Annotated in this window: 34 protein-coding genes, 1 tRNA gene and 1 pseudogene; 16 read left to right on the forward strand and 20 right to left on the reverse strand. The window is 59.6% G+C overall.

Annotated features, from left to right (window positions below; translation table 11 throughout):
- Window positions 1-19: 19 nt before the first annotated feature.
- The gene (locus HB675_RS12370) at window positions 20-262 is read right to left on the reverse strand and encodes a hypothetical protein (RefSeq protein ID WP_213878611.1); all 243 of its coding nucleotides are present in this window, start codon (window positions 260-262) and stop codon (window positions 20-22) included.
- A 55-nt stretch (window positions 263-317) separates the two neighbouring features.
- On the opposite strand from HB675_RS12370, the gene HB675_RS12375 reads away from it, so the two are divergent.
- The 3 genes from HB675_RS12375 to HB675_RS12385 all read left to right on the forward strand — a co-directional run bounded on the left by HB675_RS12375 (window position 318) and on the right by HB675_RS12385 (window position 2,177).
- Complete coding sequence (locus HB675_RS12375; RefSeq protein ID WP_213878612.1) at window positions 318-1,040, forward strand: SOS response-associated peptidase family protein; 723 nt, start codon at window positions 318-320, stop codon at window positions 1,038-1,040.
- Window positions 1,041-1,525: 485 nt separating this feature from the next.
- A complete protein-coding gene (locus tag HB675_RS12380; RefSeq protein WP_213878613.1) occupies window positions 1,526-1,867 on the forward strand; it encodes a type II toxin-antitoxin system RelE/ParE family toxin in 342 nt (113 codons plus the stop codon).
- Window positions 1,868-1,877: 10 nt separating this feature from the next.
- Window positions 1,878-2,177, forward strand: coding sequence for an XRE family transcriptional regulator (locus HB675_RS12385; protein ID WP_213878614.1), 300 nt, complete (start codon window positions 1,878-1,880; stop codon window positions 2,175-2,177).
- 41 nt (window positions 2,178-2,218) lie between these two features.
- Here HB675_RS12385 and HB675_RS12390 read toward each other — a convergent pair whose 3' ends face one another.
- On the reverse strand, window positions 2,219-3,013 hold the full coding sequence (locus HB675_RS12390; protein WP_213878615.1) for a DNA adenine methylase: 795 nt from the start codon (window positions 3,011-3,013) through the stop codon (window positions 2,219-2,221).
- A 215-nt stretch (window positions 3,014-3,228) separates the two neighbouring features.
- Here HB675_RS12390 and HB675_RS12395 point away from each other — a divergent pair, with 215 nt between their 5' ends.
- Together HB675_RS12395 and HB675_RS12400 are read left to right on the forward strand one after the other, a co-directional pair.
- Window positions 3,229-3,384 carry a hypothetical protein gene (locus HB675_RS12395; protein WP_213878616.1) on the forward strand — a complete coding sequence of 52 codons (156 nt, stop codon included), beginning with the start codon at window positions 3,229-3,231 and terminating at the stop codon, window positions 3,382-3,384.
- Window positions 3,385-3,522: 138 nt separating this feature from the next.
- Window positions 3,523-4,356, forward strand: coding sequence for a hypothetical protein (locus tag HB675_RS12400; protein ID WP_213878617.1), 834 nt, complete (start codon window positions 3,523-3,525; stop codon window positions 4,354-4,356).
- Window positions 4,357-4,766: 410 nt separating this feature from the next.
- Here the strand turns inward: HB675_RS12400 and HB675_RS12405 are convergent, their stop codons facing one another.
- From HB675_RS12405 to HB675_RS12430, 6 genes are all read right to left on the reverse strand, one after another.
- Window positions 4,767-5,255, reverse strand: a complete 489-nt coding sequence (locus HB675_RS12405; protein ID WP_213878618.1) for a lysis system i-spanin subunit Rz — start codon at window positions 5,253-5,255, stop codon at window positions 4,767-4,769.
- Between the two features lie 17 nt (window positions 5,256-5,272).
- Complete coding sequence (locus HB675_RS12410; protein WP_213878619.1) at window positions 5,273-5,782, reverse strand: glycoside hydrolase family 104 protein; 510 nt, start codon at window positions 5,780-5,782, stop codon at window positions 5,273-5,275.
- Between the two features lie 32 nt (window positions 5,783-5,814).
- Window positions 5,815-6,855 carry a contractile injection system protein, VgrG/Pvc8 family gene (locus tag HB675_RS12415; RefSeq protein ID WP_213878620.1) on the reverse strand — a complete coding sequence of 347 codons (1,041 nt, stop codon included), beginning with the start codon at window positions 6,853-6,855 and terminating at the stop codon, window positions 5,815-5,817.
- 12 nt (window positions 6,856-6,867) lie between these two features.
- On the reverse strand, window positions 6,868-7,074 hold the full coding sequence (locus tag HB675_RS12420) for a tail protein X (protein WP_213878621.1): 207 nt from the start codon (window positions 7,072-7,074) through the stop codon (window positions 6,868-6,870).
- Window positions 7,049-7,894 carry a phage tail protein gene (locus HB675_RS12425; protein ID WP_213878622.1) on the reverse strand — a complete coding sequence of 282 codons (846 nt, stop codon included), beginning with the start codon at window positions 7,892-7,894 and terminating at the stop codon, window positions 7,049-7,051. The genes HB675_RS12420 and HB675_RS12425 overlap by 26 nt, the downstream gene beginning before the upstream one ends.
- A 65-nt stretch (window positions 7,895-7,959) precedes the next feature.
- Entirely contained in the window at window positions 7,960-8,781 is an 822-nt protein-coding gene (locus HB675_RS12430; RefSeq protein ID WP_213878623.1) for a hypothetical protein, read from the reverse strand.
- A gap of 116 nt (window positions 8,782-8,897) precedes the next feature.
- Between HB675_RS12430 and HB675_RS12435 the strand changes: the two genes are divergently transcribed.
- Window positions 8,898-9,173, forward strand: coding sequence for a BrnT family toxin (locus HB675_RS12435; RefSeq protein ID WP_213878624.1), 276 nt, complete (start codon window positions 8,898-8,900; stop codon window positions 9,171-9,173).
- Window positions 9,151-9,465, forward strand: a complete 315-nt coding sequence (locus tag HB675_RS12440) for a BrnA antitoxin family protein (RefSeq protein WP_213878625.1) — start codon at window positions 9,151-9,153, stop codon at window positions 9,463-9,465. The genes HB675_RS12435 and HB675_RS12440 overlap by 23 nt, the downstream gene beginning before the upstream one ends.
- Window positions 9,466-9,546: 81 nt before the next feature.
- On the opposite strand, the gene HB675_RS12445 is transcribed toward HB675_RS12440, so the two are convergent.
- The 6 genes and pseudogenes from HB675_RS12445 to HB675_RS25805 form a co-directional block, all read right to left on the reverse strand.
- Window positions 9,547-9,894: a phage tail assembly protein gene (locus HB675_RS12445; protein WP_213878626.1), complete on the reverse strand. Its 348-nt coding sequence runs from the start codon at window positions 9,892-9,894 to the stop codon at window positions 9,547-9,549.
- A 2-nt stretch (window positions 9,895-9,896) separates the two neighbouring features.
- A complete protein-coding gene (locus HB675_RS12450) occupies window positions 9,897-10,400 on the reverse strand; it encodes a phage major tail tube protein (RefSeq protein WP_213878627.1) in 504 nt (167 codons plus the stop codon).
- A gap of 11 nt (window positions 10,401-10,411) precedes the next feature.
- Window positions 10,412-11,572: a phage tail sheath family protein gene (locus HB675_RS12455; protein WP_213878628.1), complete on the reverse strand. Its 1,161-nt coding sequence runs from the start codon at window positions 11,570-11,572 to the stop codon at window positions 10,412-10,414.
- Between the two features lie 86 nt (window positions 11,573-11,658).
- Window positions 11,659-12,477, reverse strand: coding sequence for a 2OG-Fe(II) oxygenase (locus HB675_RS12460; protein WP_213878629.1), 819 nt, complete (start codon window positions 12,475-12,477; stop codon window positions 11,659-11,661).
- 95 nt (window positions 12,478-12,572) lie between these two features.
- Window positions 12,573-13,025 (reverse strand): hypothetical protein, encoded by a 453-nt coding sequence (locus HB675_RS12465; protein WP_213878630.1) that lies wholly within the window; start codon window positions 13,023-13,025, stop codon window positions 12,573-12,575.
- Window positions 13,022-13,912, reverse strand: a pseudogene (locus HB675_RS25805) (phage tail protein). Before HB675_RS25805 ends, HB675_RS12465 begins: the two are co-directional and overlap by 4 nt.
- A 1-nt stretch (window position 13,913) precedes the next feature.
- On the opposite strand from HB675_RS25805, the gene HB675_RS12480 reads away from it, so the two are divergent.
- Together HB675_RS12480 and HB675_RS12485 are read left to right on the forward strand one after the other, a co-directional pair.
- Complete coding sequence (locus HB675_RS12480; RefSeq protein ID WP_213878633.1) at window positions 13,914-14,156, forward strand: DUF4224 domain-containing protein; 243 nt, start codon at window positions 13,914-13,916, stop codon at window positions 14,154-14,156.
- On the forward strand, window positions 14,157-15,209 hold the full coding sequence (locus tag HB675_RS12485) for a tyrosine-type recombinase/integrase (protein WP_213878634.1): 1,053 nt from the start codon (window positions 14,157-14,159) through the stop codon (window positions 15,207-15,209). It begins immediately after the preceding gene.
- 110 nt (window positions 15,210-15,319) lie between these two features.
- On the opposite strand, the gene HB675_RS12490 is transcribed toward HB675_RS12485, so the two are convergent.
- Window positions 15,320-15,410, reverse strand: a tRNA-Ser gene (locus tag HB675_RS12490).
- A gap of 227 nt (window positions 15,411-15,637) precedes the next feature.
- Here HB675_RS12490 and HB675_RS12495 point away from each other — a divergent pair.
- From HB675_RS12495 to HB675_RS12525, 7 genes are all read left to right on the forward strand, one after another.
- Window positions 15,638-16,312, forward strand: a complete 675-nt coding sequence (locus HB675_RS12495; RefSeq protein WP_213878635.1) for a Bax inhibitor-1/YccA family protein — start codon at window positions 15,638-15,640, stop codon at window positions 16,310-16,312.
- Window positions 16,313-16,450: 138 nt separating this feature from the next.
- A complete protein-coding gene (gene tusD, locus HB675_RS12500) occupies window positions 16,451-16,843 on the forward strand; it encodes a sulfurtransferase complex subunit TusD (RefSeq protein WP_213878636.1) in 393 nt (130 codons plus the stop codon).
- On the forward strand, window positions 16,843-17,202 hold the full coding sequence (gene tusC, locus HB675_RS12505; protein ID WP_213878637.1) for a sulfurtransferase complex subunit TusC: 360 nt from the start codon (window positions 16,843-16,845) through the stop codon (window positions 17,200-17,202). Before tusD ends, tusC begins: the two co-directional genes overlap by 1 nt.
- Complete coding sequence (gene tusB / locus HB675_RS12510) at window positions 17,202-17,495, forward strand: sulfurtransferase complex subunit TusB (protein ID WP_213878638.1); 294 nt, start codon at window positions 17,202-17,204, stop codon at window positions 17,493-17,495. Before tusC ends, tusB begins: the two co-directional genes overlap by 1 nt.
- Window positions 17,492-17,827 carry a TusE/DsrC/DsvC family sulfur relay protein gene (locus HB675_RS12515; RefSeq protein WP_213878639.1) on the forward strand — a complete coding sequence of 112 codons (336 nt, stop codon included), beginning with the start codon at window positions 17,492-17,494 and terminating at the stop codon, window positions 17,825-17,827. The genes tusB and HB675_RS12515 overlap by 4 nt, the downstream gene beginning before the upstream one ends.
- Window positions 17,824-18,819 carry a glycosyl transferase family protein gene (locus HB675_RS12520; protein WP_213878640.1) on the forward strand — a complete coding sequence of 332 codons (996 nt, stop codon included), beginning with the start codon at window positions 17,824-17,826 and terminating at the stop codon, window positions 18,817-18,819. The genes HB675_RS12515 and HB675_RS12520 overlap by 4 nt, the downstream gene beginning before the upstream one ends.
- Window positions 18,820-18,858: 39 nt before the next feature.
- A complete protein-coding gene (locus HB675_RS12525; protein ID WP_213878641.1) occupies window positions 18,859-19,833 on the forward strand; it encodes a glutathione S-transferase family protein in 975 nt (324 codons plus the stop codon).
- A 106-nt stretch (window positions 19,834-19,939) separates the two neighbouring features.
- On the opposite strand, the gene cysG is transcribed toward HB675_RS12525, so the two are convergent.
- The 5 genes from cysG to lolA are packed head-to-tail and all read right to left on the reverse strand — an operon-like array spanning window position 19,940 to window position 25,023.
- Window positions 19,940-21,334, reverse strand: a complete 1,395-nt coding sequence (gene cysG, locus HB675_RS12530) for a siroheme synthase CysG (protein ID WP_213878642.1) — start codon at window positions 21,332-21,334, stop codon at window positions 19,940-19,942.
- Complete coding sequence (serS, locus tag HB675_RS12535; RefSeq protein WP_213878643.1) at window positions 21,335-22,615, reverse strand: serine--tRNA ligase; 1,281 nt, start codon at window positions 22,613-22,615, stop codon at window positions 21,335-21,337.
- A gap of 57 nt (window positions 22,616-22,672) precedes the next feature.
- Entirely contained in the window at window positions 22,673-23,047 is a 375-nt protein-coding gene (gene crcB / locus HB675_RS12540; protein ID WP_213878644.1) for a fluoride efflux transporter CrcB, read from the reverse strand.
- Window positions 23,044-24,369: a replication-associated recombination protein A gene (locus HB675_RS12545; RefSeq protein WP_213878645.1), complete on the reverse strand. Its 1,326-nt coding sequence runs from the start codon at window positions 24,367-24,369 to the stop codon at window positions 23,044-23,046. Before HB675_RS12545 ends, crcB begins: the two co-directional genes overlap by 4 nt.
- Before the next feature lie 15 nt (window positions 24,370-24,384).
- Window positions 24,385-25,023 (reverse strand): outer membrane lipoprotein chaperone LolA, encoded by a 639-nt coding sequence (lolA, locus tag HB675_RS12550; RefSeq protein WP_213878646.1) that lies wholly within the window; start codon window positions 25,021-25,023, stop codon window positions 24,385-24,387.
- Window position 25,024 lies beyond the last annotated feature (1 nt).

Genomic DNA, 25,024 nt, shown 5'->3' on the forward strand with positions numbered 1-25,024 from the left:
GGTCGGACCGATCACCCTGTCACAGTTTCACCACCGGCAGGCCCGCACCATTATTCATGGTTGCTGACCTGCGATTGAGCAGCATCGAGGCGATAACCCGCACCGGCCACTGGATCTGCGAGTGGCCGGCATGAAACATCGCCGCGCGATCGATGTGAGGGACTGGCAAATACCGGCGGTCTTGTTTATCCAGGATCGGCGCATCGACCCAGTGCAGATGCGGGTCCAACAGCAGGGTCTGGATCTGGTGTTGCGGGTTCATGCGGGCGCCGTTGCGGTCAATTGCATAGGTTCAAGAAAGCGACGGGAGGGCGGGTATGTGTGGGCGCTATTCGATGTATCAACCGATGGAGGCCTACCTGCGCGAGCTGGCGCCGAACCAGCGGGTGATCAGCTATGTCGACCCTGAGCCGGTGGGGCGCTACAACGTGGCGCCGTCGACGCGGGTGCCGTTGATCCGTGCCGACGAGCGCGGGCTGCACCTGAACAAGGTGCGCTGGGGGTGGGAGCCGTCATGGGCCAAGGGCAAGCGGGCGCCGACGATCAATGCGCGTAGCGAGACGGTGGCCACCAGCAGGTTTTTCAAGCCACTCTGGCCTCAGGGGCGGGTGTTGGTGCCGGCGGATGGGTGGTATGAGTGGGTGAAGGATCCCCGGGACCTGAAGAAAAAGCAGCCGTATTACATCCGGCTGAAGGGCCCGGCGCCGATGTTCTTTGCCGGGTTGGCTCAGGTGACTGCCGGGCTTGAGGCTGGTGAGGGGGATGGGGTGGTGATCATTACGGACGCCAGTGATGCGGGGATGGTGGATATTCATGACCGGCGGCCGGTGGTGTTGGGGCCGGAGGCGGCACGGGAGTGGCTGGGGGTTGGACTTGAGGCTCAGCATGCGGATGAGCTGATGCGAGGGTCGGGGCGTGGGGTGCGGGATTTCGAGTGGTACGAGGTGGGTAGGGCTGTGGGGAATGTGCGTAATGAGGGAGCCGGGCTGATCAAGGAATGGAGGGCGGGGGATCTTGAGGGGGGGGATTTGTTTGATTGAGGTTGTTTTTTTGATGCTGCCCGCGGACCTGTCAGATTATTATGGACAAGGCCGACCTCATAAACGAAAAAGCCCTGACTAATCAGGGACTTATCAAATATGTGGCGGGGAACTAGGGATTCGAACCCTAGAAACGCTATTAACGTTCGCCGGTTTTCAAGACCGCTCGAGGAAATGAGATGGGTGCTGGGCTGGTGTGCGGTTTGGGTTCCGAAAGTTTTGGACGTCTGCCGGGCTGAGAGGCCCGGCCTTGCTGGGGTAGGTTTTGGGGTTTCGGAATTGAAATCGGGGCTGAATACTGGCCGCACGCTAGGGGAATATTCGAAATGATGAGGCCTCAATGATCGAGGCAGTGAAGCACCAGGACTCGAAAACAGCTGACCTCTTCGACTGACTCGGCCGGAAGGAGAACTCGGACCAGGGACTTGAAAGGCGCCAGGCTAAAGGTCGCTTGCGATATGAACCTATTTTGGTACACTTCGCACATGACTGAGATCCCGCTGGTACTCAACGTACGCTTTTATCGCACTGACGCCGGCAACGAGCCTGTCCGTGAATGGCTGACCGATCTGCCTCGTGAACACCGTCGCCAGGTAGGCACCGACATCAAGACCGTCCAGCTCGGCTGGCCCATAGGCATGCCTGTGGTGCGCAAGCTGGACAAGGAGCTTTGGGAAATCCGTATCGACTTGGGCGATACCATCGCCAGGGTGCTTTTCACAGTCATCGGATCAGACATGGTGCTGCTGCACGGCTTCATCAAAAAAAGCCAGAAAACGCCCATATCTGATCTGGCCACCGCAAAACAACGCAAGTCACGACTATGAGGCACCGTTCATGAACAACCACATTGGCTCTGACTTTGATGATTTCCTCGCCGAGCAAGGTTTGATCGAAGAGGTTTCCGCCGCAGCGCTTAAACGCGTGATCGCCTGGCAGCTTGCCGAGACCATGAAACTGCAGAAGGTCAGTAAAAAAGCCTTGGCAGAGCGGATGCACACCAGCCGGACCGCTGTTGATCGCGCTTTGGATCAGAATGATTCGGGTATGACCCTAGCGACATTGGCCAGCGCGGCTCGCGCGCTGGGTCAACGGGTAGAGGTTCGTTTGGTACCAGAGGTTACGCCTGCAGTTTGATAGCTACAGCCATTATGGACTGCGACGCACATTTGCCCACTTCAGAAAAGCTGGCCAAGCTCCGCTGGATGCCAGTTCATGATCACCAGTTCGCCCGTCTCGGCTGCCTTGCCTTGGCGCTGATTGGCCGTTGTGTAGGTAATCCTTAGCGCCTCAGAGTGGAATTCTGCGAACACCTGGCGGATCTCTGGATGGTCATTGATGCTGACCATCACCCTACCCTTGCACCGGCGCATGAATCCCGCCATCCGCTCATAATTCTGGAAATCGAAATCGGCACCATACCCCTCGGTGCCCCAATAGGGTGGGTCCATGTAGTGAAACGTGTGGGCGCGATCATATTTCTCTGCGCATTCGAGCCAAGGCAGATTTTCCACATAGGTGCCAGCCAGCCGTTGCCATGCTGCAGAAAGGTTTTCCTCGATCCGCAGCAGGTTCACGGCCGAGGCGGTGGTGGCGGTGCCGAATGTCTGCCCCGCTACCTTTCCGCCGAAAGCGTGATGCTGCAGGTAGAAAAACCGGGCGGCGCGCTGGATGTCGGTCAACGTACTTGGCTGGGTCATTTTTTGCCACTCGAAGATCTGGCGGGAGCTCAACGCCCACTTGAATTGGCGGACGAATTCTTCCAGGTGGTTCTGGACTACGCGGTATAGGTTGACGAGGTCTCCGTTGATGTCATTGAGAACTTCGACAGATGCTGGCTGCGGGCGACTGAAGTACAGTGCAGCGTCACCGGCGAAGACTTCGACGTAGCATTCGTGGGGTGGGAACAAGGGAATCAGTCGGTCAGCGAGGCGGCGCTTGCCACCCATCCAAGGGATAATCGGGTTGTTCAATTTTTGCTAACCTCCGTTAGAGGACTCCAGTGCTAAGTACCGCTGCTACGGAGACAGCAGATAGCAGATAGCAGATAGCAGATAGCAGATAGCAGATAGCAGATAGCAGATAGCAGATAGCAGATAGCAGATAGCACGATTGAATTTGCAAAACAGGTCTGCAGACTAGATATTGGTGCATCGTTCAGTCGCCCCCTAGACAAAGGAGCCTCACCATGCATTTTCTAAAATGTCTTGAGCTTAACAATGAAATCGAAAGACGAGGCGGGCTTTTTTTCATTGATCAAACAGATTTAACATTTATTATTGAGCAGTCATTCAACATGGCTGCGGAACGATTGAATGGCTATGCCAAGTTTATTTTTGACTAATTCTACAAGCATAATCCATCGTTTACGTTTGTTGAGTGTGTATTTTTCAAGGATGTATCCACCTCTGCATTTTCATCTACTGGATATATGCCGAGCGGCCAGCCTGTTGATTTAATCGGAATCAGCCACGGTACATGGATGACATTAGTTTATATGCATTCAAGAGCATTAGCTGACCCTCGAAATTTCCCTTGGATTGGAGATCCGGAATTAGAGGGCCAAAATCTCTCACCCACATTCCTCACCCCTGATGTTTTGACATACGACTTAGACTTTGTATGGCCCCAGTGCCAAATACGTCGAAGCTACGCGATTGAGCTAGCGATGACGTCACTGTCCTTCTTATTCCTCCATGAAATTATGCATCTACGAAACGGCCATATAAACTACAAGGCTCAACTCAAAAAAGACGGGGGAAAAATTGACACAATTACAAACCAAGCTTTAGAACTTGACGCTGATAATGGCGCATGCATTTATTTGTTCAGAGGATCACTAAATAATGCAAATTACATTGACACTATTCATGACAAAATGAGCCCGCACCAGCAGTCTATATATGCTTTAACTTATGCACACGACCGGTTATTGATCAGAACAATCAGCTATGCCGTATACTTCATGTTCAGGTTGTATAATAGCCCACTGTGGAATTCGCAAATCCAAGATCGCATACCTCACCCACTACCGCCCGTAAGAGCGAGAAACTTCCGTGATACGCTCATGAATGCATTTGCTAACGAAAGCATGCCTGAAAGCAATCGCAATATCGCATTTACTGAAGTGGGCACAATTTTCGACATCGCTTTGCAGGATGCTGAAGTGGCATGCGCGAACATCCAGGATGAACTGAGCATTCCGGCAGTCAACAATACTAACCCTCAGGTAATGGCAATATCCAAGTACTCCGAAGAGTTGCTAACAAAACTAAAAGAAATAAAGCCTAGGCTAGAGAGGCACCGCAGAAGCTAGCACTACGCGCTATAAAACCCACAAGACAAAACACCCAGCAGAGATTATTGAATGCACCTATACAAGCCCTACAACAAGCACGTTTCAGACAATGACATCTGAGACAAAATAAAAAACTGTTAAACCACAAATTTTGCGTGCGAGCAGCCACAATATAAATTACTTAAGCGCATGGTAAATGATATGAAGATCTTAACAAAACTAGCATCTATTTTTCGCGCATTCCTACCACGCAAACACATAGTCAAATATATTTTACCGCATCGACATGCGCTCACAGCAGCCACAACCCTAACAAACTACTTTTTTTTAAATACGCTTAGCACTGAGGATAGCTGCCATCACGTTGATTTCATAGTTCATGATTTAAGGTTTGCGGAGCAGTCAACGCTCCTCCACACCGTCCTACTTTATTCATCTACACGCAATGCTCGGATATAATTTTGGCAAGCGCCAAGAGCGATCACTGCCCTGTCGCCATCATCTGTGATCCTGACAATTCGTCCAGCAACCGCTCCGTCAAGTTCGCCTCTCTGGGCACCATAAACCAAGCCGCCGGCGGCGGCACCGGCGGGCACATCACCATCGCCTCCGGCAACCGGCTGGGCAAGTAAGACCGACAACCGCAAATCAGCAGTAGCAATCCGATCCCGAAGACGTTTTTGCTTCTCTTGAACATGGCTCAACTCCAAATAATGACTTTCATCCGCACGGCTCAACCGCTCTTGCAGCACCAGGTACTCCTCCTGCAGCCGCCGCGACTGATCAGCCGATGCATTCCCAATCATGCTGATATCCGCTTGATGCCCCAGTGCTTGGCGAGCCAGAAGCGCCTCATAATGATTCGACTGCCAACTCCATGCCGCTGCAGCCCCCACCGCCGCGCAGGCCAGTGCCATTACCCATGCCCCACCCATCACACCAGCACCCCGCCAGCCGCAAGATACTGGGCAACCAAGAGCTCAATCCGATGCTCACGCTGCCCATACCCCGCCCCCGGCAAACTCGCCCAAATATTCCGGCACTTGTGCACCGCCAGTTCAAAGCGCCCTGCCAGGACATCCGGTAGCGCCCGGCACTCACGAACATGCTGAATAGCCAACCTGTCCTGACTCAGCGGCCCAAAGTTCGGCAACCGCAGCAACGCCCGATAATGCGGCCAGTCTTTCAGCATCTGCTGATACCGCCCCGCCGCATTGGAAGTGAGGCCGCTGCGATTGATCCGCTTCGACTGCCGCCCGCCCTCGAACGGATGCGTTCGATAGTCGCTGAAGACCTCCCAGGTCTTGTCGACGCCGGTGACGATGACGTCATAACCATCGTTGAGGGTGGCCGGCGAGGTGCTGGTGCCTTCACTCCAGGCCAGCATGTCCAGAAAGGCAGGCACACAGGGGCCGCCGACGTGTTCTTCGGTGATGTAAGGCATGAGGATTATTCCGAGGTAGCGAAATATTGGAGTCAGAGCTCCAGCACTTGTGTAGGTGCTTTGGCTTTAATACGACCGGCAGTCTTGGCCTTGCCGGTCTTGCCTGCGTTGCACTCGACGGTGGTGGTCCAACCTGCAGCCGTGAAAGTCTGTTCGGCCAGGTCCACCAGGTACTCGCCATCCAGCTCGGGCTTGAAGCCCTGCGCATAAATGAGGCGTTCGGCGAACAGGTCCGTGCGCCCCGGCATGTCTAGGCGTACGGCTGCAGTGGATCGATTGAAAGCGGCGAGCCGGGCTTTGGCGGCTTGCTCTGCGGCGGATCGATCTGGATGCAGGTGTCGGTCGGTGTGTACCGGGGGCAGGCCATTGGGTGCGCCTTCGTTCTCCAGATCCAACACCACCAGTTGGCCGGTCTTGGGATCTTGATAACGAGTGCGCACCGCTTTATGAGTCGTCCGATCGCCAAGGCGGAACTGCCAGCGGCTGACGTCTCGGCGCTGGAGGGTCACCACACCCAGGGGCCGACCGCTGGCGCTCTGCCCGCCTTGTCTTGGCATGACCAGGAGCTTGCCGTCAGCGAGTTTGGCGGTGCAGTCGTGCTCGCGAGCCAAGCGGGTGATAAAGCTGAAGTCTGACTCGCCAAGTTGGTCGGCCCGCGGTATCAAGGTGGTCACCGGGCAGACGGCCTGCCAAGTGTTGCGGGCCGCAACACGGGTGACGATGTCGGCCAGTGCCACATTTTCCCAGCTGCCACTGCGAGTGGTTTTACCCGACCCACGCAGGTCAGCGGCCTTGCCACGAATGACCAGGGTGTCCGGGGGGCCGGATAATTCGATTTCATCGACGGTATAACGACCCAGCCGTGCCAGGGCGCTGCCGGCGTAGCCCAGATGAACCTCGATCACCGCGCCCCGACTGGGGAGGCTGATGGCCCCTTCGCGGTCGTCGAGGCGCAGCTCGAACTCGTCCGCTTCCAGCCCCGGGCGGTCGCGGGTACGCAGTAACAGCAGCCGGTCGTTGATCAACGCGGTGATGTCGGCGCCATCGGCGACGAGGCGAAATTGCGGTTGCATGGTTCACCTCGTTCAGTTCCACAGGACGATGGCGTCATCAGCCGGTGACGGTATGTCCGGAAGGATGATCAGCAGGCCGGCGCGCAGAGGCTGGGGCTCGTCGGCCAGGCCTTGATTGGTGGCGAGGACCGCTTCCACAGTGCCTCTAAGGTGTCCGTAGAAGTGTTGGCAAAGGGTGTCGAGGTAGTCCCCGTCAGCGGTTCTGCAGGTCGTCGCCATAGCGGACAAACTCCAAGGTAAATGACTGTTTGCGCGGCAGCGCGCCCTGCAGCAGCGCGCTTTGTTCCTCGTCAATGCGGGTCAGGCACCAGGTGCCGAGGACCTGGCCGTAGCCGGTGGTGAGATCAAAGGGTTTAAGGGCCGCGCCGATGCTGCGCAGGGTGTCGAGCTGCTGCAAGCCGCCCTTGAAGCCGGGGTAGATGGCACCTCTGAGGGTGATCTTGTCATCGCCCTGCCCCACGGCTTGCTGTGCCGGGCGGCGGGTCAGGCGTTCCTGCAGGGCCCAGCGAAAGTCGGTCTGACGGCGCAGCTCGTTGAACGCAGCGGTGTCGAGGTTGAAGTAATAGGGTTGGGCGTCTGACGGGTGTGGATGGAGAATCAGCAGGTGTGCATAGGGCATGACTGCTTCGCTGGCTGGGGTACTGTCAGGGGCGAAAGCCGATGTAGGGATGATGCTGGCCAGCAGGGGATCAACCCTGCCGGCCATTTGGTTGACAGCCGCGCCCGCTCTGCCGACCTGCTCACGCAGGGTCTGCAGACGCTCGTCGATCTGAGAAACAGCACGAGCGGCCTGGCCGTAAGTATTGGCCACGGTGCCGACTTTGGTCTGTGCGGCATTGATGGCGCGCAGGGTGCGCTGCAGCTTTTCGCCTGCGCCTGCAGGCAGGCCGGGCAAGCCTTCGAGGGAAGAGGCGGCACCCGTCAGGTCGCCAATGGCACCATTCAGAGGGCCAAGCAAGTCATCGAGGTTGCGACGGCCCGATTCGCCGGCACTGACCAATGCACTCAGGGCCGCCTGCAGTTGGGCGGTGTAGGTCATGGGCTCTCCGTTACTCCAGGTGCGGAGCGTCATAAAGGTTACTGTCAGCCGCTTGCCGAGCGAACTCAGTCCAGAGGCGGCGCAGCGCGGGTTCCATTTCCTGGACCAGACGCTGGGGATCTTTGACGTCGCCATGGATGGTGATGGGCATCACCGGTGCAAAGGTGAACGTGGGTGCGGCGGTGGCCGGTGTGACCAGCGGTGTACTGTTGGCTGGCGACTTTTCGAACGACTTGGCCATCGACCAGGTCCGCGATCAGCGGGGCGTAGTCCACCGACTCCTGCCACTCGATACCCTTCTCGATCAATGCGCCCACCGCGCGGGCCAGGGCCTGTTGGCCCATGCCTTTGGCTTGGGCTACCCGGCTGATACGGTCGGCCATCTCCTGTTCGGCACTTTCACCGGCTGTGTGGGCCCAGAGCGCCATTTGCCGGATCAGTGCCTGATAGTCGCCCGAGATTTTGGTGGGGATCGCCAGTGCCGCGGTGCCGGCCGCCGCGACGCCGAGGCTGGTACGCAGGCCTTCGCGGCCCGCACTGATCTGGGCAGAGCCTGCGGCGTTCAACTCGGCGCTGCGGGCGGTCTGGCCGAGCGTCTGGTAAGACTGGGACAGGTTCGCGACTTCGACGCCTTGCCTGCGCAGAGAATCCAGGTTGCGATCAAGCTGGCGCAGGAGCGTCCCGGCGCTGGCCTCGCCGGATTCGTGGGCTCGTTTCCATTCCTCACGCAAGCGCATGGTGTCGCCGATAGTGGTCTGCAGGACGCGAGCCTTGGCGCCCTTGGACGCCATCTGCTGCATGCGCCGCTCGACGTCCTTGAAGGCGACGCCGACGGTGGGGCTGACCATCCCACCGATCACCAGTCCGAGTGCTAGTTTAGTGGCCATGATTGGGTCCTAAGTAAAGTCCGGGGAATCCCAAGCAGATTTTTCACCCTTGGCACTCCTACAGCCGAACGATGATATGCTTGCTCGCGTATTTTTTTGTTAGTACGATTAAACCCATGATCATTTACGACGAAAACAAGCGCCAATCCAATATCGTCAAGCATGGTCTGGATTTGGCGAAAGCCACACTGGTATACGACGCGCCGGACAAAATCACATTCCGCACGCATCGCCAAGGCGAGGATCGATTCATGGATGTGGCTATGGTCGACATCATGGGCATGATTCTCGTACTCGTGTACGTAGAGCGCGGCCCCGACATACGTGCCATCTCGATGCGTCGTGCATCTAAACTGGAGAGAAAGCTCTATGAAGACCGAGGATCTGAGTGACTGGGATCGGGTCAAACGTGAGGCCGCAGCTGATGCGCCCATCGCGCATGACGACGATGACCTTTACGACCCCAACGACGAACAAGCTGTTGCCGCATTCTTCGCACAAGCTACGGTTGTTCGCCGCCGTGGCGAGCGCGGCCCTCAAAAGGCACCCGTGAAGTCGCGTGTCACTTTGCGCCTCTCCCCCGAGGTCGTGGACTACTTCAAGGCGAGCGGAAGCGGCTGGCAGACCCGGCTGGACCAAGCGCTCAAGGAGTACGTGGTTGAGCACCCGCGGCCGATCGGCTAATCCGTCAGCCACCAAACCATCTCGTCATACGGCATCGAATCGATATCGCTCGCCGAGAAGTTGAATTCCGTGGCCAGCCGCTTAGCCAGCAACTTTTGCAACGGCAGGCCAAAGTTCATCATCCTGCACCAGGCAAAAGTAGGCGGCCTGCAGACGGTGGTAATCCGTCAGCGTGAGCCCCTCCAGTTCCCTTTGTGCGGCCTGGGCCATGCTGGCGAACAAGGCCAGCTCGTGGGCTTCGTCATTGCCCTGGGCGATAGCAGACGCGGCCCGCACGTCTCGCACAGTGGGCGCGCGCAGGGTCAGGCGGTCAGTGCTGACGTCGGCGATTTTGATAGGCGTGGCCAGGGTGACTACGGCGCCCTGCTCGCCCAGTTGCAGCCAGCTGGGCAGTCGGGTCTTGTCGATCGGTTTGTCTTTGAGGTTCATGCTTACATCCCCAGTGCATTGCGCATGTCGGCCAGCTGGTCGACGCCATCGATGACGCGTACAGCGGCCACCATGTCGATCTCGTAGATCAGCCGTCCTGCGACTTCGAGTTTGTAGTAGTGCACGGCCATCGCGTGCTTGATCTCGGCCTTGTCGCCAGGCTTCCAGTCACCGGGATCGACTTCCTTGAGCATGCCGCGCAGGGTGGCAATCACCGCGGTGGTCTGGCCCTTGAGGCCTACGAACGAACCACGAAACACCGCGTTGCAGGCAGTCTGGTCGGCCAGACCGAAGAAACGCAGCGCCTCGCGCCGTACGCCGTAGGTCACGAAGCCGGCTTCCATTTTGTCCAGACCCACGTCCATCTCAATGGCGCCTGCCATGCCGCCGCCGCGATACTCCTCGGTCTTGAGCGAAATCTTGGGCAGCGTCAGGCTTGGGACGTCGCCGGAGAAGCTGACACCATCGACAAACAGGTTAGTGTTGCTCAGGATTTGCGGAATCATTCAGGGCCTCCTCAGGCGGTTTCCAGGACTTCGGTCAGCCACTGATCGGTGACTTCCACGCGGAAGGTCGGGTTCTCAGCTGGTGGGACGTCGGTGAAGCGGATGTTCCAGTACACCTTGCCCTGGCCGAGCTGGCTGGCGGTGTTGAGTGCAGGGTCGGCGAACACTTCGAAGTTGATGACGGCGCCCTGGTTCTTCAGGTCGCGCATGAACGCTTGCAGGCCTTCGGTGACGTCCTTGACGTAGGTCTTGGTGATGGAGCGGTCCACCGCCCATTTATGCCCGGCAAGGATCGCGTCCATGACGATGTCCACCGTGCGTACCCGAGTGACGAATGCCCATTTCGAATCGCTGGACAGCGTGCGATTACCCCAGAGGCGGAAGCCGTCGTCGCGGATGATGGTGGTGATGTTGGCGTTGTTGAGCAGGTTGGCGCGGCAGGTTTCATCGCCGTCGAGAAACTCGATCGGTCGGGAGGTGCCGGTGATGCCGACGAACTCCTTGTTCGATGGCGAGGCCCAGAAGCCGTACTCGCTGTCGGTGTAGGCGAACAGGCCGGCGGCCCAGGCCGAAGCCGGGGCGTTGACGGTGGTGCTGGTTTCGGTGTCCCAGTACTGGACGCCTGGGTCGACCATGTAAAGGCGCTTGCTGCCGAAGTTTTCGGCATGGGCCAGCACTGCGGCGTCCGTGGTGTTAGGCCCGTCGATAATGGCGATGGCGCGTAGTTTGGTCCCCAGCGCATCCATCGCCGTGGCCACAGCCTGGGTGGCGGAGTGAGCAGGTGCCACCAGCAAGCGGGGCTGCGCGTTGAATTTGCTCTTGCCGTCCAGCAGCGCCTGGAGGCCTGTACGCTGGCCCGTTACCAGAACACCGCCAATGATCGCCGACGTCTGCTGCGCAGGGTCTTCGAGCTCCGTCACGCCGCACGCCACGATGACAGCCTTGGCCCGCGCAAAAATGGCTTTCGCCGCACGAGTGATGGCTGATGCCTCGCCAAATGCCGCGACGGCCTCGCGCTCACTGGTCAACAGCACCAGTTCGTTGGGTTTGGCGGTGGTAGTGAGGCTAGGCAAGAAGGTGTCACAGAGGCCGATAACCGAGGATGAAGGTAAAGCGATGGTTCGCGTTCCGGTATCAACCAGCGCCACGGTAACGCCGTGAAAGAAACTCATAAGTATCGTTCTCCAGGAATGAAAAAGCCCCGGCAATGCCGAGGCTTCAGGGGTAGTACGAGTGTTCAGCGCAGCATCGCTTCTACTCAGGGTTTAGGTGTGTTGACCAACCGTGTGCCGCGTCCAATCCTCAAGGCTCTGGAGACCAGGTTCCTGACCTGGTTGTCGACCACGCCCAACATCCTCAGCCCCGGCTGCTCCGGCCTGCCGCTGAACGACGTCACATGGAAGTACTCATCACCGTGCGGAGACTGCTGCGAAAAATAGTAATTGGATACGCAGCAGCGCGGCTCAGACCCCGTGATTGCACTCACCGAGTGCCACGACGTTTTATTGGTTTCCATCACCACCAGCCGGTTGAACAAGGGCGCGATGGCCTTGCCTTGGCTCACATCTGGATTCCATAGCTCCAGGCTCCCGCCGTGTTCATCAGCCCAGCCCGGCGACACGTAGTACAAAAGGTTCAGCCGCCGATAAAGCTTGCGAGCACCGTCGTGACTGTTATCGATATGGGGGTTGAGGAAGTCGCCCTGGCACATCATCGATAGGCCGCCGGCGTAGAGGCTGGCATCGGGTGCGATGCCCTCAATCGCGACCAGGTCGGCAATCTTTCCCACTACGGCGGGGTCCTGGAAGGCATAAGTAACCTGGCCAAGTATCGCCGAGCTCTTCGACAAATCGGTCAAGGTCTTCTTGCGCTCGCGGAACGATTGCCGTTGATGGAAGCCTTCGGCTTTGGACGGAAAAGCTTGATAGATGGAGTGTGCGAGGTGGCTGGGCAACAGGTCGTCGACCACGAAGTATCGCGTGTGGTCGCCGTTGCTGGCGGTCCACTGTTGCACAATATCGGGGGCTGCCTTTTCCAAACTGTCAGCGATCAGGCTGGCGATTGCATTGGCGGTCATTTGGGTTCCTTGGCTGATGCCGTATGTCTTATTGGAACCCGCTAGTCTGCCGCCACAGACGCGCATCGCTAAGGGCATACATGTTTCGTAGTGTTTCACTCCACTGTTGAAAGCCCCATCCATGGCAGGGCGCGAGGGCGACTGGCAGGTGCCGGGTAGTCGGGTGCCTTGGGCCATTGACGGACGGTTCGACGCCAGCGCAGCAACTCGGCGAACTGTTCTGCGCTGATATCGGGGGCCTCGCCGAGATCCAGTTGCTCGCGGTAATGGGTGACCATCTCTTCAGTGGTTTTGAGGTGGTCCTCGATCCATGCCCGTGCGGCAAGTGCGGGGTCGATGGTCACGACGATATCCTCATCATACGGATGGCTTGCACCGCCTGCCTGGACGAAGCACTCGACCTGAGTCCACAACTCTGGATTGTATTCAGGCGTCGCATGACAACGCAGGGCGTTGATCGTAACGACGTAGGTACCGTCCGTTTTGCGCGCAATATCCGTGAACTCAAATGGGCTCTCGGTGACCGGTGAAACGCGTTCGGATTTCATCCGCTGAACCTCCAGGCGAAGCCATAAATCGTGTGGCCCTCGCCAAAGGTGATCACGCTGCCGCCCGGGGCGACTCCGCTTCGACCGACTGCTGCGGCCCCGCTGGAAAAGAACTGCATCAGTGAATAGCACCAGGTGCCACCGGGGGGCAGCGTGACGGAAGCGGCGTGATTACCCACGGCGAGGAAGTTGTCGCGTCGATCAACATCGACTTGGCGATAGCTTCCCGGTTCGACTCCCTCCGGCTCGGCGATCTGCTCCATGAGTGCGGCAGTCGCGGTCTCGATAGCCTGCGTGACGTGTTCATGAGTCGCCAACACCGGCGTGTCATCAATCATCAGCGTGACATTCGCATCACCCGCAATGGCCAGGTTCATCCGCACCACCTGGGTCTTGCCCGTCCCTTCGCTGATGATCGGCTTATAGCTGGCCGGACAGTTGGCCACGGCGATCAGGTCGCCGTCACTGTCATACAGCGCCAATTCACGAATCCACCAGCCACCCACTGCCGCAGGGATGACCAGCTCGGCCCTGATGACTCTGACCCGGGTGGCCGTGATCACCACCTGATTGAGCCGCGCCCGTTAGCGTTCGTTGATCAATGCCGCCTGCCCCGGAGCGGGAACTGGCTCGCGGCCATTGGCATCGCCCACGCCCATGTGGGTCCACACCCATGGCAGATTCGCTGCAATGGCGGCGGCCTGTTTGCGCTCGCCGAGCTCGGTCAAAACCGCGACGAAGCGGCTGTCTTGATAAATCATGCTTGCGCCTCCCTGGGCGGATAGATGTCGATGACTTCGCCTTCGTTGATGCACGCGGCTATCCAACTGGAGGCGACCGTTTAAACTCGCAGAGTCAACATCAAAGCCCTCACACCGGGGGTGCATTATGGAATCTGAGATTCTCTCCGACGACGAATTGGTCGATATCACTGGCTACAAAGCCCGCGCATGCCAGATCCGCTGGCTGATCGAGCGTCATTGGGTGTTCGTCGAGGGCCGACACAATCGGCCCTTGGTAGGACGCCACTACACACGAATGAAACTGGGCGCCGTTGTGACTCCTTTGCCCAATCCCTCAAGCGAACCCGCGGCCCCGACCTGGGTCCCGGACTTCTCCAAGGTCAAGTGAATGCGCCCCCGCAAGACAGAGAACAGGGACCTGCCGCCGGGTGTATATCGGCGGCGGCGCCCTATGAAGAAGGGCCCCGATTGGGTGGGCTATTACTATAAGAATGCCCAGGGCAAGGAAATCGCCCTCGGTACCGACTTTGACAAGGCACGCATCAAATGGGCCGAACTGGAGTCCACCAAGATCCCGGTCGACCTGACCACCATGAAGGGGATCTTCGATCGATATGAGCGAGACATCATCCCGAAGAAGGCTCCGCGTACCCAGCAAGACAACCTGGGGGAACTGCGCCAGCTACGACCCCTGTTTGACGGGGCGCCAATAGACTCGATCACCCCCTCCATGATCGCCCGCTACCGTGACGCAAGATCAGCCAAGGTCCGCGCCAACCGTGAGATCGCTCTGCTCTCTCATGTATTCAACCTGGCAAGGGAGTGGGGGCTGACGGAAAAGGAAAATCCGTGCCAAGGCGTGCGCAAGAACAAGGAAACGCCTCGAGACTACTACGCAAATGATTCCGTGTGGGAGGCCGTCTACAAGACTGCCAAAGGTGGCCTGCGCGACGCGATGGACCTGGCCTACCTCACAGGCCAGCGGCCCGCCGACGTCCTCAGCATGCGCCAGGACGATATCCAGGGCGGCTACCTACTGGTCCAACAGGACAAGACCACCAAGCGGCTTCGCATCCAGTTGACCACGAAAGGCACGTCGAACCGCCTGGGGCGGTTGATCGAAGAGATGGTCAGCCGAAACACGCAGCGCCTCTCGAACCACCTTGTCGTCACTGACCGAGGACGGCGCATGACGAAGCCCATGCTGAGAGTACGCTGGGACGAAGCGCGCGATTGTGCGAGGGCAGCCGCCCTGGAGGCAGGCGATTCGACGCTGGCGGTGAGGATCGCCCAATTCCAGTTCCGCGATATCCGCCCAAAGGCAGCCTCCGAAATCAAGGACATTGAGGATGCCAGCGCCCTACTCGGGCACTCAAAAGGGGAAATCACGAAGCGGGTGTATCGCCGTATTGGCGCCGTCGCCAAGCCCTCAAAAGAGTGAAGTTTCGGAAATGATGCTCAATAGTTTCGGAAATGATCTACGCCGGCGGCCTGAATCACCAAACCCCGGAAACGAAAAAGCCCTGACTAATCAGGGCCTTATCCAATAGGTGGCGGGGAACTAGGGATTCGAACCCTAGAAACGCTATTAACGTTCGCCGGTTTTCAAGACCGGTGCATTCAACCACTCTGCCAATTCCCCGGATGCTGATCGGTGCGGTGTGCCTTCAAGGCCGCTGCCACGCCTCCAGATTTGCTGCGGGCGCCATGATACCGGAATGTCACACCCTGTCAAACTCTTGCGCTGGCTGCTTTTGACTCGTCTGGTATGATTCTGCTTCTAAACATTTCAACACGAGATTTTCTCGTACGAAACCTGCTACAACAGTCACCAGCGTTACCATTACCGCACCATTAGGAGTGTCCGCCATGCGCGAACAGGATTATGCAGTCAATAACGGCTCGCAGGCACAGCAGCTGGAAGTTAGCCGCGTCCTGCGCAATACCTACGGCCTGCTGGCCCTTACCTTGGCCTTCAGCGGCCTGACAGCTTATGTCTCCCAGCAGATGCACGTGGGCTACCCCAACATTTTCGTGGTCCTGATCGGGTTCTACGGGCTGTTCTTCCTGACCAACAAACTGCGCGACTCCGCGTGGGGACTGGTGTCGGCATTCGCCCTGACCGGTTTCATGGGTTACCTGCTGGGCCCTATCCTCAACCGCTACCTGGGAATGCAGGGCGGTGCCGAGGTCGTGAGTTCGGCCTTCGCCATGACAGCCCTGGTATTTGGTGGTCTGTCGGCCTATGTACTGATCACCCGCAAGGACATGAGTTTCCTCGGTGGCTTTATCACCGTCGGCTTCTTTGTTTTGCTGGGAGCAACGTTGGCCAGCATGTTCTTCCAGATCAGCGGCCTGCAACTGGCGATCAGCGCGGGTTTCGTGCTGTTCTCGTCGGTGTGCATCCTGTTCCAGACCAGCGCGATCGTGCAGGGTGGCGAACGCAACTACATCATGGCGACCATCAGCCTGTACGTGTCGATCTACAATTTGTTCATCAGCCTGTTGCAGATCTTCGGCATCATGGGCGGCCGAGACGACTAAGACTTTCAGTCTCTCCCCACCACAGAAAGCCCGCTGAAATGCGGGCTTTTTTGTTGTTCTGCGTCGCGTTGACGCCTTGGCGGGCTTTTTTAGCGTTCAGGCCTTATCATTCTGCTCAGATTCATCTCAGAGCCGTCCATGAAATTCGCGATTGCTGTTTTTGCTCCTGCTCATGCCCCTGCCTCACGGCGGGCATTGCTGTTTGCCCAGGCGGTTCTGAACGCCGGGCACGAAATCGTCCGCCTGTTTTTCTATCAGGACGGCGTGCACAGCGCGTCCAGCAATATCGTGGCGCCCCAGGACGAGCAGGATATCGCCGGGCAATGGCGGGCGCTGGTCAGCGTCAACGGTCTGGATGCCGTGGTCTGCATCGCTGCTGCGCTGCGCCGTGGCGTCCTGGACGACAAGGAGGTCGCACGCCACAGTCGCAACGGAGCCAACCTGCAGGCTCCATGGGAGCTGTCGGGGCTGGGTCAGTTGCACGAAGCGGCTCAAACCGCCGATCGCCTTGTCAGCTTTGGAGGTGCTTGATGGCAAAGTCCCTGTTGATTGTCAGCCGTCAGGCGCCCTGGACAGGTCCGGGTGCCCGTGAAGCGCTGGACATTGCCTTGGCAGGAGGCGCTTACGACCTGCCGCTGGCCATGCTGTTTCTGGACGATGGGGTGTTCCAGCTCGCGTCTTCGCAGCAACCGGTGCAGTTGCAGCAAAAGGACCTGGGTGCCAACCTGAACGCCCTGCCGATGTTTGGCGTTGAAGACCTGTACGTGTGCGTCAGCAGCCTGGTCGAACGCGGCCTGTCGACCGAGGGTCTGACGCTGCCGGTGCGGGCGTTGCAAGCCGCCGAACTGACCGGACTTTTCGACCGATTCGACCATGTGATCACGCTCTGATGACGACCCTGCACGTACTGTCCCACTCCCCCTTCGCCGACACGCGCCTGACCAGCTGCTTGCGCCTCCTGGGCGCGAGTGATGGCCTGTTGCTCAGCGGCGATGCGGTGTATGCCTTGCAGCCCGGCAGCGCGCCACGGGCGGCACTGGAGCAACAAAAGCCGCGCCTGTATGCCTTGCAGGAAGACTTGCAGGCACGGGGGCTGCGCGCCGATAGCAGCGTCACACCGCTGGACTACCCAGCCTTCGTCCAGCTGACGCTGCAATACGACAAGGTCAACACCTGGCTATGAGCGAGCTGACGATCGATTCACGCGCCATCGCCTTGGACAAGGACGGCTTTCTGGTCGAACTGAATGACTGGAGCCCGGCCGTGGCCCAGGCCCTGGCCGAGCGCGAGGGCCTGGCGCTGGATGCCGGGCACTGGGAAGTGATCGAGTTGTTGCGCCAGTTCTACGGCGAGTTCCAGCTGTCGCCGGCCACTCGCCCCTTGATCAAATACACCGCACTCAAGCTGGGTCCCGACAAGGGCAACAGCCTGCACCTGAACCGCCTGTTCAACGGCACTCCCGCCAAACTCGCCGCCAAACTGGCGGGCCTGCCCAAGCCGACAAATTGCATATGACTGATATCGCCCCGCTGATGCTGGAAACACCGGCCGAACATCCTTTCGCGGTGTTCGTGCGCATTCTCGGCAAAGGCAAGCGCGGCGCGCGCAGTCTGACCCGCGAGGAGGCCGGCGCGGCCATGGGCATGCTGCTGGACGGCAAGGTCGAGCAGACGCAGCTGGGTGCCTTCCTGATGTTGCTGAGGCACAAGGAAGAAAGCGCCGAGGAGCTGGCCGGCTTCACCGATGCCCTGCGCGCTCGTGTCCAGCCGCCGAGTCTGGGGGTGGACATCGACTGGCCCAGCTATGCCGGCAAGAAGCGTCACCTGCCCTGGTACCTGCTGGCCGCCAAGTGCCTGGCGGCCAATGGCTGGCGGATCTTCATGCACGGGGGTGGTGCCCATACAGCTGGGCGTCTGTACACCGAACAACTGCTGGAGACCCTGGAAGTTCCGCTGTGCCGCGACTGGGCCAGTGTGGAGACGGCCATGGAGGCGGGCCTGCCGGCCTTCATGCCCTTGGCCGACTGGTCGCCGGCATTGCAACACATGATCGATTTGCGCAATGTCCTGGGCCTGCGCTCGCCGATCCACTCGCTGGCGCGCCTGCTCAACCCGCTGAGAGCGAAGCTCGGCTTGCAGAGCATCTTTCATCCGGGTTACCAGGCCGTGCACCGCGATGCCAGCGGGCTGCTGGGGGACAACGTCATCGTGATCAAAGGTGACGGCGGCGAAGTCGAAATCAATCCGGACACCATCAGCCATCTCTACGGTACCCGCGAGCACGAGGCGTGGGACGAAGAGTGGCCTGCGCTGGCCGAACAACGCCATGTCAAGCCCGCCACCCTGGACCCGACGCATTTGCTGGCTGTATGGCACGGCACCCAGACCGACAGCTACGGCGAAAAAGCCGTGGTAGCCACCATCGCCCTTGCCCTGCGTGGCCTGGGCCAGACCCGCGAACAAGCGTTCGACACCGCTCTGCACTATTGGGCGTCACGCACGGTCTGATACAGACTACGAAACACATTTGATACGGGGCAGTTGCACATGGGTTTGCTGATCGACGGGCGCTGGCATGACCAGTGGTATGAAAGCAGCAAGGACGGCGCCTTCCAGCGTGAAGCGGCCCGGCATCGCAACTGGGTCACTGCCGATGGCGCCCCAGGCCCCAGTGGCGAGGGCGGCTTTGCCGCCGAAGCCGGCCGTTATCACCTATACGTGTCGCTGGCCTGCCCTTGGGCGCACCGCACTTTGATCATGCGTCAGCTCAAGGGGCTGGAGGGTCTGATCGACGTGTCCGTCGTGGCGTGGCTGATGCGTGAAGATGGCTGGACTTTCGACAAAACCCACGGTTCCACCGGGGATGCCTTGGGCCAATTACAGTTTTTGCACCAACTGTATACGCGGGAGAAGCCCGACTTCAGTGGCCGAGTTACTGTGCCAGTGCTGTGGGACACCCATCGCCAGCGCATCGTCAGCAATGAGTCCTCGGAAATCATCCGCATGTTCGACAGCGCCTTTGATGGCCTGACCGGCAATACGCTGGATTTTTACCCTCCAGCCCTGCGCTCACGCATCGATGAGCTGAACGACGCGATCTATCCCGCCGTGAACAACGGCGTGTACCGTGCCGGGTTTGCTACCCAACAGGCCGCCTACGAAAAGGCATTCGACGAGGTCTTCGCCGAGCTCGACAAGCTCGAAGCCCTGCTCGGGGAGAATCGCTACCTGGCGGGCGAGCAGATGACCGAAGCCGATATTCGCCTGTTCACCACCATTGTGCGTTTCGACGCCGTCTACCACGGGCACTTCAAGTGCAACCTGCGGCGCATCGTCGATTACCCTAATCTGTCGGGTTGGTCACGGGAGATGTATCAGTGGCCGGGGGTGGCTGAGACCGTGAACTTCGAACACATCAAGCATCACTATTACATGAGCCATGTGACCATCAACCCGAATGGGCTGGTACCAAAGGGGCCGCAGCTGGATTTCGAAGCGCCCCATGGACGTGACGCGCTATAACCCCAGGCCCCTGGTCAATCTGCAGGACCGGGCCTGCTCGGAAAAAGCGCCGACCCGTCAGCGGGCGCTGGGGCTTCCTTCCCAAGCAAGCTCGGTCCTGCGCACCTCAAACCGTGCCCTGCGCGCCCTCGAACCACTTCAACTTGTCCCGCAACTGCACCACTTCCCCCACGATCACCAGGGTCGGCGCATGCACCTCATGCTCGGCTACCAACCTCGGCAAATCCGCAAGGGTTCCGGTGAATACTCGCTGGTTGACCGTCGTGCCTTGTTGCACCAGCGCCGCCGGTGTGTCCGCGGCCCGGCCGTGCTTGATCAGCTCGGCGCAGATGATCGGCAGGCCGATCAGTCCCATGTAAAACACCAGGGTCTGCGCTGGCGCAACCAGATCGGCCCACGGCAGATCACTGGTATGGTTCTTCAGGTGACCGGTGATGAAACGAACCGATTGCGCATAGTCACGATGAGTCAATGGAATGCCGCCGTAAGCGGCACAACCACTGGCAGCCGTGATACCCGGCACCACTTGGAACGGGATGCCATGGGCCGCCAGCTCTTCGATCTCCTCGCCACCGCGACCGAAGATGAAGGGGTCGCCACCCTTGAGCCGGACCACGCGCTTGCCTTGACGGGCCAGATCCACCAACTGCTGGTTGATCTGTTCTTGCGGCACGGCATGATCGGCGCGGCGCTTGCCCACGTAGATGCGTTCGGCATCACGACGGCACAGTTCGACGATCGCCGGGGCCACGAGGCGGTCGTACAGCACGACATCGGCCTGCTGCATCAAGCGCAGCGCCTTGAAGGTCAGCAGGTCCGGATCACCAGGGCCGGCACCCACCAGGTATACCTCGCCCGGCGCATGGGGCGGCGCGCCGGCCAGCTTGGCCTCCAGCAGCCGTTCGGCTTCGGCGCCCTGCCCGGCCAGCTGGCGATCGGCGATAGGGCCTTGAAACACCTCCTCCCAGAACGCGCGGCGTTGCTGCACATCCGGGTAAAGCTGTTTGACCCGCTGACGAAAGCGCGCGGCCAGCCCGGCCAGATCACCGTAAGTTGCCGGTATCCAGGCTTCCAGCTTGGCCCGGATCAACCGTGCCAGGACCGGCGCATCGCCGCCACTGGAAACTGCCACCACCAAAGGTGAACGGTCGACAATCGCCGGAAAGATCACACTGCACAGCGCCGGCGCGTCAACGACGTTGACCGGAATGCAACGGCGCTTGGCATCGCTGGACACCTGAGCGTTCAGCGAAACATCGTCGGTGGCGGCAATGATCAACTGGCAGCCATTCAGATCCTGTTCCTGATAGCCTCGCAGCAGCGCTTCGCCGCCACTGCCCACGATCAACGCGTCCAACTGGCTGTCGATGCTCGGCGCAACCACCCGCAGAATGGCGCCGGCATCGGCTAGCAGGCGGGATTTGCGCAAGGCAATCTCGCCGCCGCCCACCACCAGCACCCGACTGCCACGCAGGTTGTGAAACAGCGGCAAGTATTCCATTCAGCCGATCACCTCCAGGCCACCCATGTAGGGTTTGAGGACTTCAGGCACGCGAATCGAACCGTCGGCCTGCTGATAGTTCTCCAGCACTGCCACCAAGGTGCGACCGACCGCCAGGCCCGAACCGTTGAGGGTGTGGACCAACTCCGGCTTGCCGGTTTCCGGATTGCGCCAGCGTGCCTGCATGCGGCGGGCCTGGAAGTCACCGGTGTTGGAGCACGACGAGATTTCGCGGTATTTGTCCTGGCTTGGCACCCAGACTTCGAGGTCGTATGTTTTCACGGCGCTGAAGCCCATGTCGCCGGTGCACAGCGCCAGAACGCGGTAGGGCAATTCCAGTGCCTGGAGGATGCGCTCGGCGTTGGCAGTCAGGCCTTCAAGCGCTTCCATGGACGTGGACGGCTCCACCACCTGAACCATCTCGACCTTGTCAAACTGGTGCTGGCGGATCATGCCGCGCGTATCACGACCCGAAGCCCCGGCCTCGCTGCGAAAGCACGGGGTATGGGCGACGAATTTCAGCGGCAGCTGCTTGGCGTCCAGAATCGCGCCAGCGACGATGTTGGTCAGCGAGACCTCGGCCGTGGGGATCAGGTACAGGTCGGCTTCGCCTTCGCGGCTGATCTTGAACAGCTCTTCCTCGAACTTGGGCAACTGACCGGTCCCTTGCAGCGCAGGCGCTTGAACCAGGTAAGGGGTATAGGCCTCTTCGTAGCCGTGTTCGCTGACGTGCAGGTTGATCATGAACTGCGCCAGAGCGCGGTGCAGGCGTGCGATCGGGCCGCGCAGCAAGGCAAAACGCGCGCCGGACAGCTTGGCGGCGGTTTCGAAGTCCAGCCAGCCGTATTTTTCGCCCAGGGCCACGTGATCCTGGATCGGGAAATCGAACACGGTCGGACTGCCCCAGCGGCGCACTTCGACGTTGTCGTCTTCGTCCGTGCCCACCGGCACCGACTCGTGAGGCAGATTGGGGATGCCCAGCAGGATCGAATCCAGGTCCGCCTGCAAGGCGTCGAGTTCAGCCTTGCCGGCGGTCAGCTCACCGGCCATGCGGTCGACGTCAGCCATCAGTGGCGCGATGTCTTCGCCGCGCTGCTTGGCCTGGCCGATGGATTTGGAACGTGCGTTGCGATCGGCCTGCAATTGCTCGGTGCGGGTCTGCACGGTCTTGCGCTGGGCTTCCAGCGCTTCGATGCGCGCCACGTCGAGGCTGTAGCCACGACTGGCAAGGCGGTCCGCTACGTCCTGGAGTTGGCCACGTAACAGTTTGGAATCGAGCATTGTAGGTCTCTCGCAGGTCAGATTTTGGTTCAGAGCTTTGATTGGGAGCGCAGTGATTTAAAGCTTGGTCAAGGCCAGGCCGGCCCAGGTTGCAAACAACCCACCGAATACACTGATGGCGCAATAGCCAACAGCGACCAGGCCTTGCCCGCTTTCCAGCAAGCGCACCGTATCCAGCGAAAACGAAGAAAACGTGGTCAAGCCGCCGATGAAGCCGACGATCAGGCCGGATCGCACTTCGACCGGAATCTCCGGGCGAATCAGAAACAGCCCGTACAGATAGCCGATCAGCAGGCAACCGACGATGTTCACCGCCAGGGTGCCACCGTAGAAATAACGCGGCCAGTTGGCCATGACATAGGTGCCTGTGGCGAAGCGTAACAGCGTACCGATGATGCCGCCCAGTGTGACGGCAATAATAGTAGGGATCACTCGGGTCTCCGGCGACGCGGGCTGTTGCGGTCCAGCACAGCCAGATGGCTGAGTTTCTCGCGAATCTTCAGTTCGAGGCCCCGGGGCACGGGCTGGTAGTAAGGCCGTGGTTCCAGCGCCTCGGGGAAATAATCTTCGCCAGCGGCATAAGCGTCCGGCTCGTCATGGGCGTAGCGGTACTCGTCTCCGTAGCCCAGCTGTTTCATCAGCTTGGTCGGCGCGTTGCGCAGATGCAGCGGCACTTCCAGCGAGCCATGCTCGGCGGCTTCACGCATGGCCGCCTTGAAGCCCATGTACACCGCGTTACTCTTCGGGGCACAGGCCAGGTAGACAATGGCCTGGGCCACGGCCAGCTCACCTTCAGGGCTGCCCAGGCGCTCCTGCACGTCCCACGCCGACAGGCACAGGCTCAAGGCGCGAGGGTCGGCGTTGCCAATGTCTTCACTGGCCATGCGCACCACGCGACGGGCCAGATACAGCGGGTCGCAGCCACCGTCGAGCATCCGCGCAAACCAATACAACGAGGCGTCAGGGTTGGAGCCGCGCACGGATTTGTGCAGCGCGGAGATCTGGTCGTAGAAGGCTTCGCCCCCCTTGTCGAACCGGCGACGGGTATCGCCCAGCAGGCTTTGCAGCAGCTCGGTGCCGATCTCGTCACCGTCCTCGGCCAGGTCCGATGCATTTTCCAAGAGGTTCAGCATGCGTCGGCCATCACCATCGGCGGCGGCCAGGAGCATTTTGAACGCCTCGTCGCCCAGGCCCAGGCGGCGCTGCCCCAGGCCTTTGTCCTCACCCAGAGCACGGTCCACCAGCTTGCGCAAGGCAGCTTCGTCCAGACTCTTGAGCACATAGACCCGTGCCCGGGAGAGCAAGGCGTTGTTCAATTCAAAAGAAGGGTTCTCCGTGGTAGCACCGATGAAAATCAGCGTGCCGTCTTCCACATAGGGCAGGAAGGCGTCCTGCTGCGACTTGTTGAACCGGTGCACCTCATCGACGAACAGGATGGTCCGACGACCGTATTGACCCGCCTGCTGCTTGGCGATTTCCACCGCCTGGCGGATCTCCTTGACACCGGCCAGCACCGCCGACACGGTTTCGAAATGGGCATCGGAGACCTTGGCCAGCAGTCGCGCCAAGGTGGTTTTACCCACCCCGGGCGGGCCCCAGAAAATCATCGAATGCAGGGCACCCTGCTCGATGGCCTCGCGCAGCGGTTTGCCTCGCGCCAGCAAGTGCTCCTGGCCGACGTATTCGTCCAGGTTGCTCGCCCTGAGCCGGGCGGCCAGGGGTTGCGCGATAGGTTCGCTACGGAACAGGTCCATGGACGGGTGGGCTCTTTATTCCTGGATGACATCGGCGCCCTTGGGCACGTCGAACTTGAATTTGCTGGCGTCGATCGGCTGATTGGCCTTGACGCCCATGAACAGGATGTTGGTGCGCTGGCCGACGCTATCGATCAGTTGCATGTCATTGATCACCCCGCCGCGAAACGACAGGCGCAGGGAGTCGAACAGGGTGTCCTTGGACTTGGGCTTGAGGATAAAGTCGATCACATCGCCCTGCTCCTTGGAGGTGATATCGAAGCTCTGGCTGATCTTCGACACGTCACCGGACAACAGCAGCGCGGGCGTCTGGGTCAGGCGCTGGTCAAGGGTCTTGATGGTGACCTGTTCCAGGTCCGGGTCCCACAGCGAGACCTTCTTGCCGTCCGAAACCATCAGCTGTTCCTGAGGCGCATCGGTGTGCCAATTGAACAGACCGGGGCGCTGCAGGGCCATTTCACCGGCGGTTTCCTGCAATTGGGTACCGCTGCCGTCCAGGGTCAGCTGAGAAAAGCGACCGGTCATGGTCTGGGACTTTTCCAGCAACTGGGTCAACTTGGTCACATCACTGTCGGCGGCGCTGGCCGGCGTGGTGATCGCCATGGCCGTGAACAGGGGCAGTGCAGACAGCAGCAGCATGCGAATAAGGCGCATG

The organism is Pseudomonas sp. dw_358 (genome assembly GCF_018449655.1).
Lineage (GTDB): Bacteria > Pseudomonadota > Gammaproteobacteria > Pseudomonadales > Pseudomonadaceae > Aquipseudomonas.

Coding starts and splice junctions, on each gene's coding strand:
- HB675_RS12380 (WP_213878613.1), top strand. CDS start 1,526: ATGACTGAGATCCCGCTGGTACTCAACGTACGCTTTTATCGCACTGAC.
- HB675_RS12410 (WP_213878619.1), bottom strand. CDS start 5,782: ATGCCTTACATCACCGAAGAACACGTCGGCGGCCCCTGTGTGCCTGCC.
- HB675_RS12440 (WP_213878625.1), top strand. CDS start 9,151: ATGAAGACCGAGGATCTGAGTGACTGGGATCGGGTCAAACGTGAGGCC.
- HB675_RS12385 (WP_213878614.1), top strand. CDS start 1,878: ATGAACAACCACATTGGCTCTGACTTTGATGATTTCCTCGCCGAGCAA.
- HB675_RS12435 (WP_213878624.1), top strand. CDS start 8,898: ATGATCATTTACGACGAAAACAAGCGCCAATCCAATATCGTCAAGCAT.
- HB675_RS12445 (WP_213878626.1), bottom strand. CDS start 9,894: ATGAACCTCAAAGACAAACCGATCGACAAGACCCGACTGCCCAGCTGG.
- serS (WP_213878643.1), bottom strand. CDS start 22,615: ATGCTCGATTCCAAACTGTTACGTGGCCAACTCCAGGACGTAGCGGAC.
- HB675_RS12420 (WP_213878621.1), bottom strand. CDS start 7,074: ATGGCGACGACCTGCAGAACCGCTGACGGGGACTACCTCGACACCCTT.
- HB675_RS12545 (WP_213878645.1), bottom strand. CDS start 24,369: ATGGACCTGTTCCGTAGCGAACCTATCGCGCAACCCCTGGCCGCCCGG.
- HB675_RS12520 (WP_213878640.1), top strand. CDS start 17,824: ATGACTGATATCGCCCCGCTGATGCTGGAAACACCGGCCGAACATCCT.
- HB675_RS12480 (WP_213878633.1), top strand. CDS start 13,914: ATGGAATCTGAGATTCTCTCCGACGACGAATTGGTCGATATCACTGGC.
- HB675_RS12370 (WP_213878611.1), bottom strand. CDS start 262: ATGAACCCGCAACACCAGATCCAGACCCTGCTGTTGGACCCGCATCTG.
- HB675_RS12405 (WP_213878618.1), bottom strand. CDS start 5,255: ATGGCACTGGCCTGCGCGGCGGTGGGGGCTGCAGCGGCATGGAGTTGG.
- HB675_RS12430 (WP_213878623.1), bottom strand. CDS start 8,781: ATGGCCACTAAACTAGCACTCGGACTGGTGATCGGTGGGATGGTCAGC.
- HB675_RS12450 (WP_213878627.1), bottom strand. CDS start 10,400: ATGATTCCGCAAATCCTGAGCAACACTAACCTGTTTGTCGATGGTGTC.
- HB675_RS12415 (WP_213878620.1), bottom strand. CDS start 6,855: ATGCAACCGCAATTTCGCCTCGTCGCCGATGGCGCCGACATCACCGCG.
- tusB (WP_213878638.1), top strand. CDS start 17,202: ATGACGACCCTGCACGTACTGTCCCACTCCCCCTTCGCCGACACGCGC.
- HB675_RS12395 (WP_213878616.1), top strand. CDS start 3,229: ATGCATTTTCTAAAATGTCTTGAGCTTAACAATGAAATCGAAAGACGA.
- tusD (WP_213878636.1), top strand. CDS start 16,451: ATGAAATTCGCGATTGCTGTTTTTGCTCCTGCTCATGCCCCTGCCTCA.
- HB675_RS12400 (WP_213878617.1), top strand. CDS start 3,523: ATGACATTAGTTTATATGCATTCAAGAGCATTAGCTGACCCTCGAAAT.
- HB675_RS12425 (WP_213878622.1), bottom strand. CDS start 7,894: ATGACCTACACCGCCCAACTGCAGGCGGCCCTGAGTGCATTGGTCAGT.
- HB675_RS12485 (WP_213878634.1), top strand. CDS start 14,157: ATGCGCCCCCGCAAGACAGAGAACAGGGACCTGCCGCCGGGTGTATAT.
- HB675_RS12495 (WP_213878635.1), top strand. CDS start 15,638: ATGCGCGAACAGGATTATGCAGTCAATAACGGCTCGCAGGCACAGCAG.
- HB675_RS12525 (WP_213878641.1), top strand. CDS start 18,859: ATGGGTTTGCTGATCGACGGGCGCTGGCATGACCAGTGGTATGAAAGC.
- HB675_RS12460 (WP_213878629.1), bottom strand. CDS start 12,477: ATGACCGCCAATGCAATCGCCAGCCTGATCGCTGACAGTTTGGAAAAG.
- lolA (WP_213878646.1), bottom strand. CDS start 25,023: ATGCGCCTTATTCGCATGCTGCTGCTGTCTGCACTGCCCCTGTTCACG.
- HB675_RS12455 (WP_213878628.1), bottom strand. CDS start 11,572: ATGAGTTTCTTTCACGGCGTTACCGTGGCGCTGGTTGATACCGGAACG.
- HB675_RS12375 (WP_213878612.1), top strand. CDS start 318: ATGTGTGGGCGCTATTCGATGTATCAACCGATGGAGGCCTACCTGCGC.
- tusC (WP_213878637.1), top strand. CDS start 16,843: ATGGCAAAGTCCCTGTTGATTGTCAGCCGTCAGGCGCCCTGGACAGGT.
- HB675_RS12465 (WP_213878630.1), bottom strand. CDS start 13,025: ATGAAATCCGAACGCGTTTCACCGGTCACCGAGAGCCCATTTGAGTTC.
- HB675_RS12515 (WP_213878639.1), top strand. CDS start 17,492: ATGAGCGAGCTGACGATCGATTCACGCGCCATCGCCTTGGACAAGGAC.
- cysG (WP_213878642.1), bottom strand. CDS start 21,334: ATGGAATACTTGCCGCTGTTTCACAACCTGCGTGGCAGTCGGGTGCTG.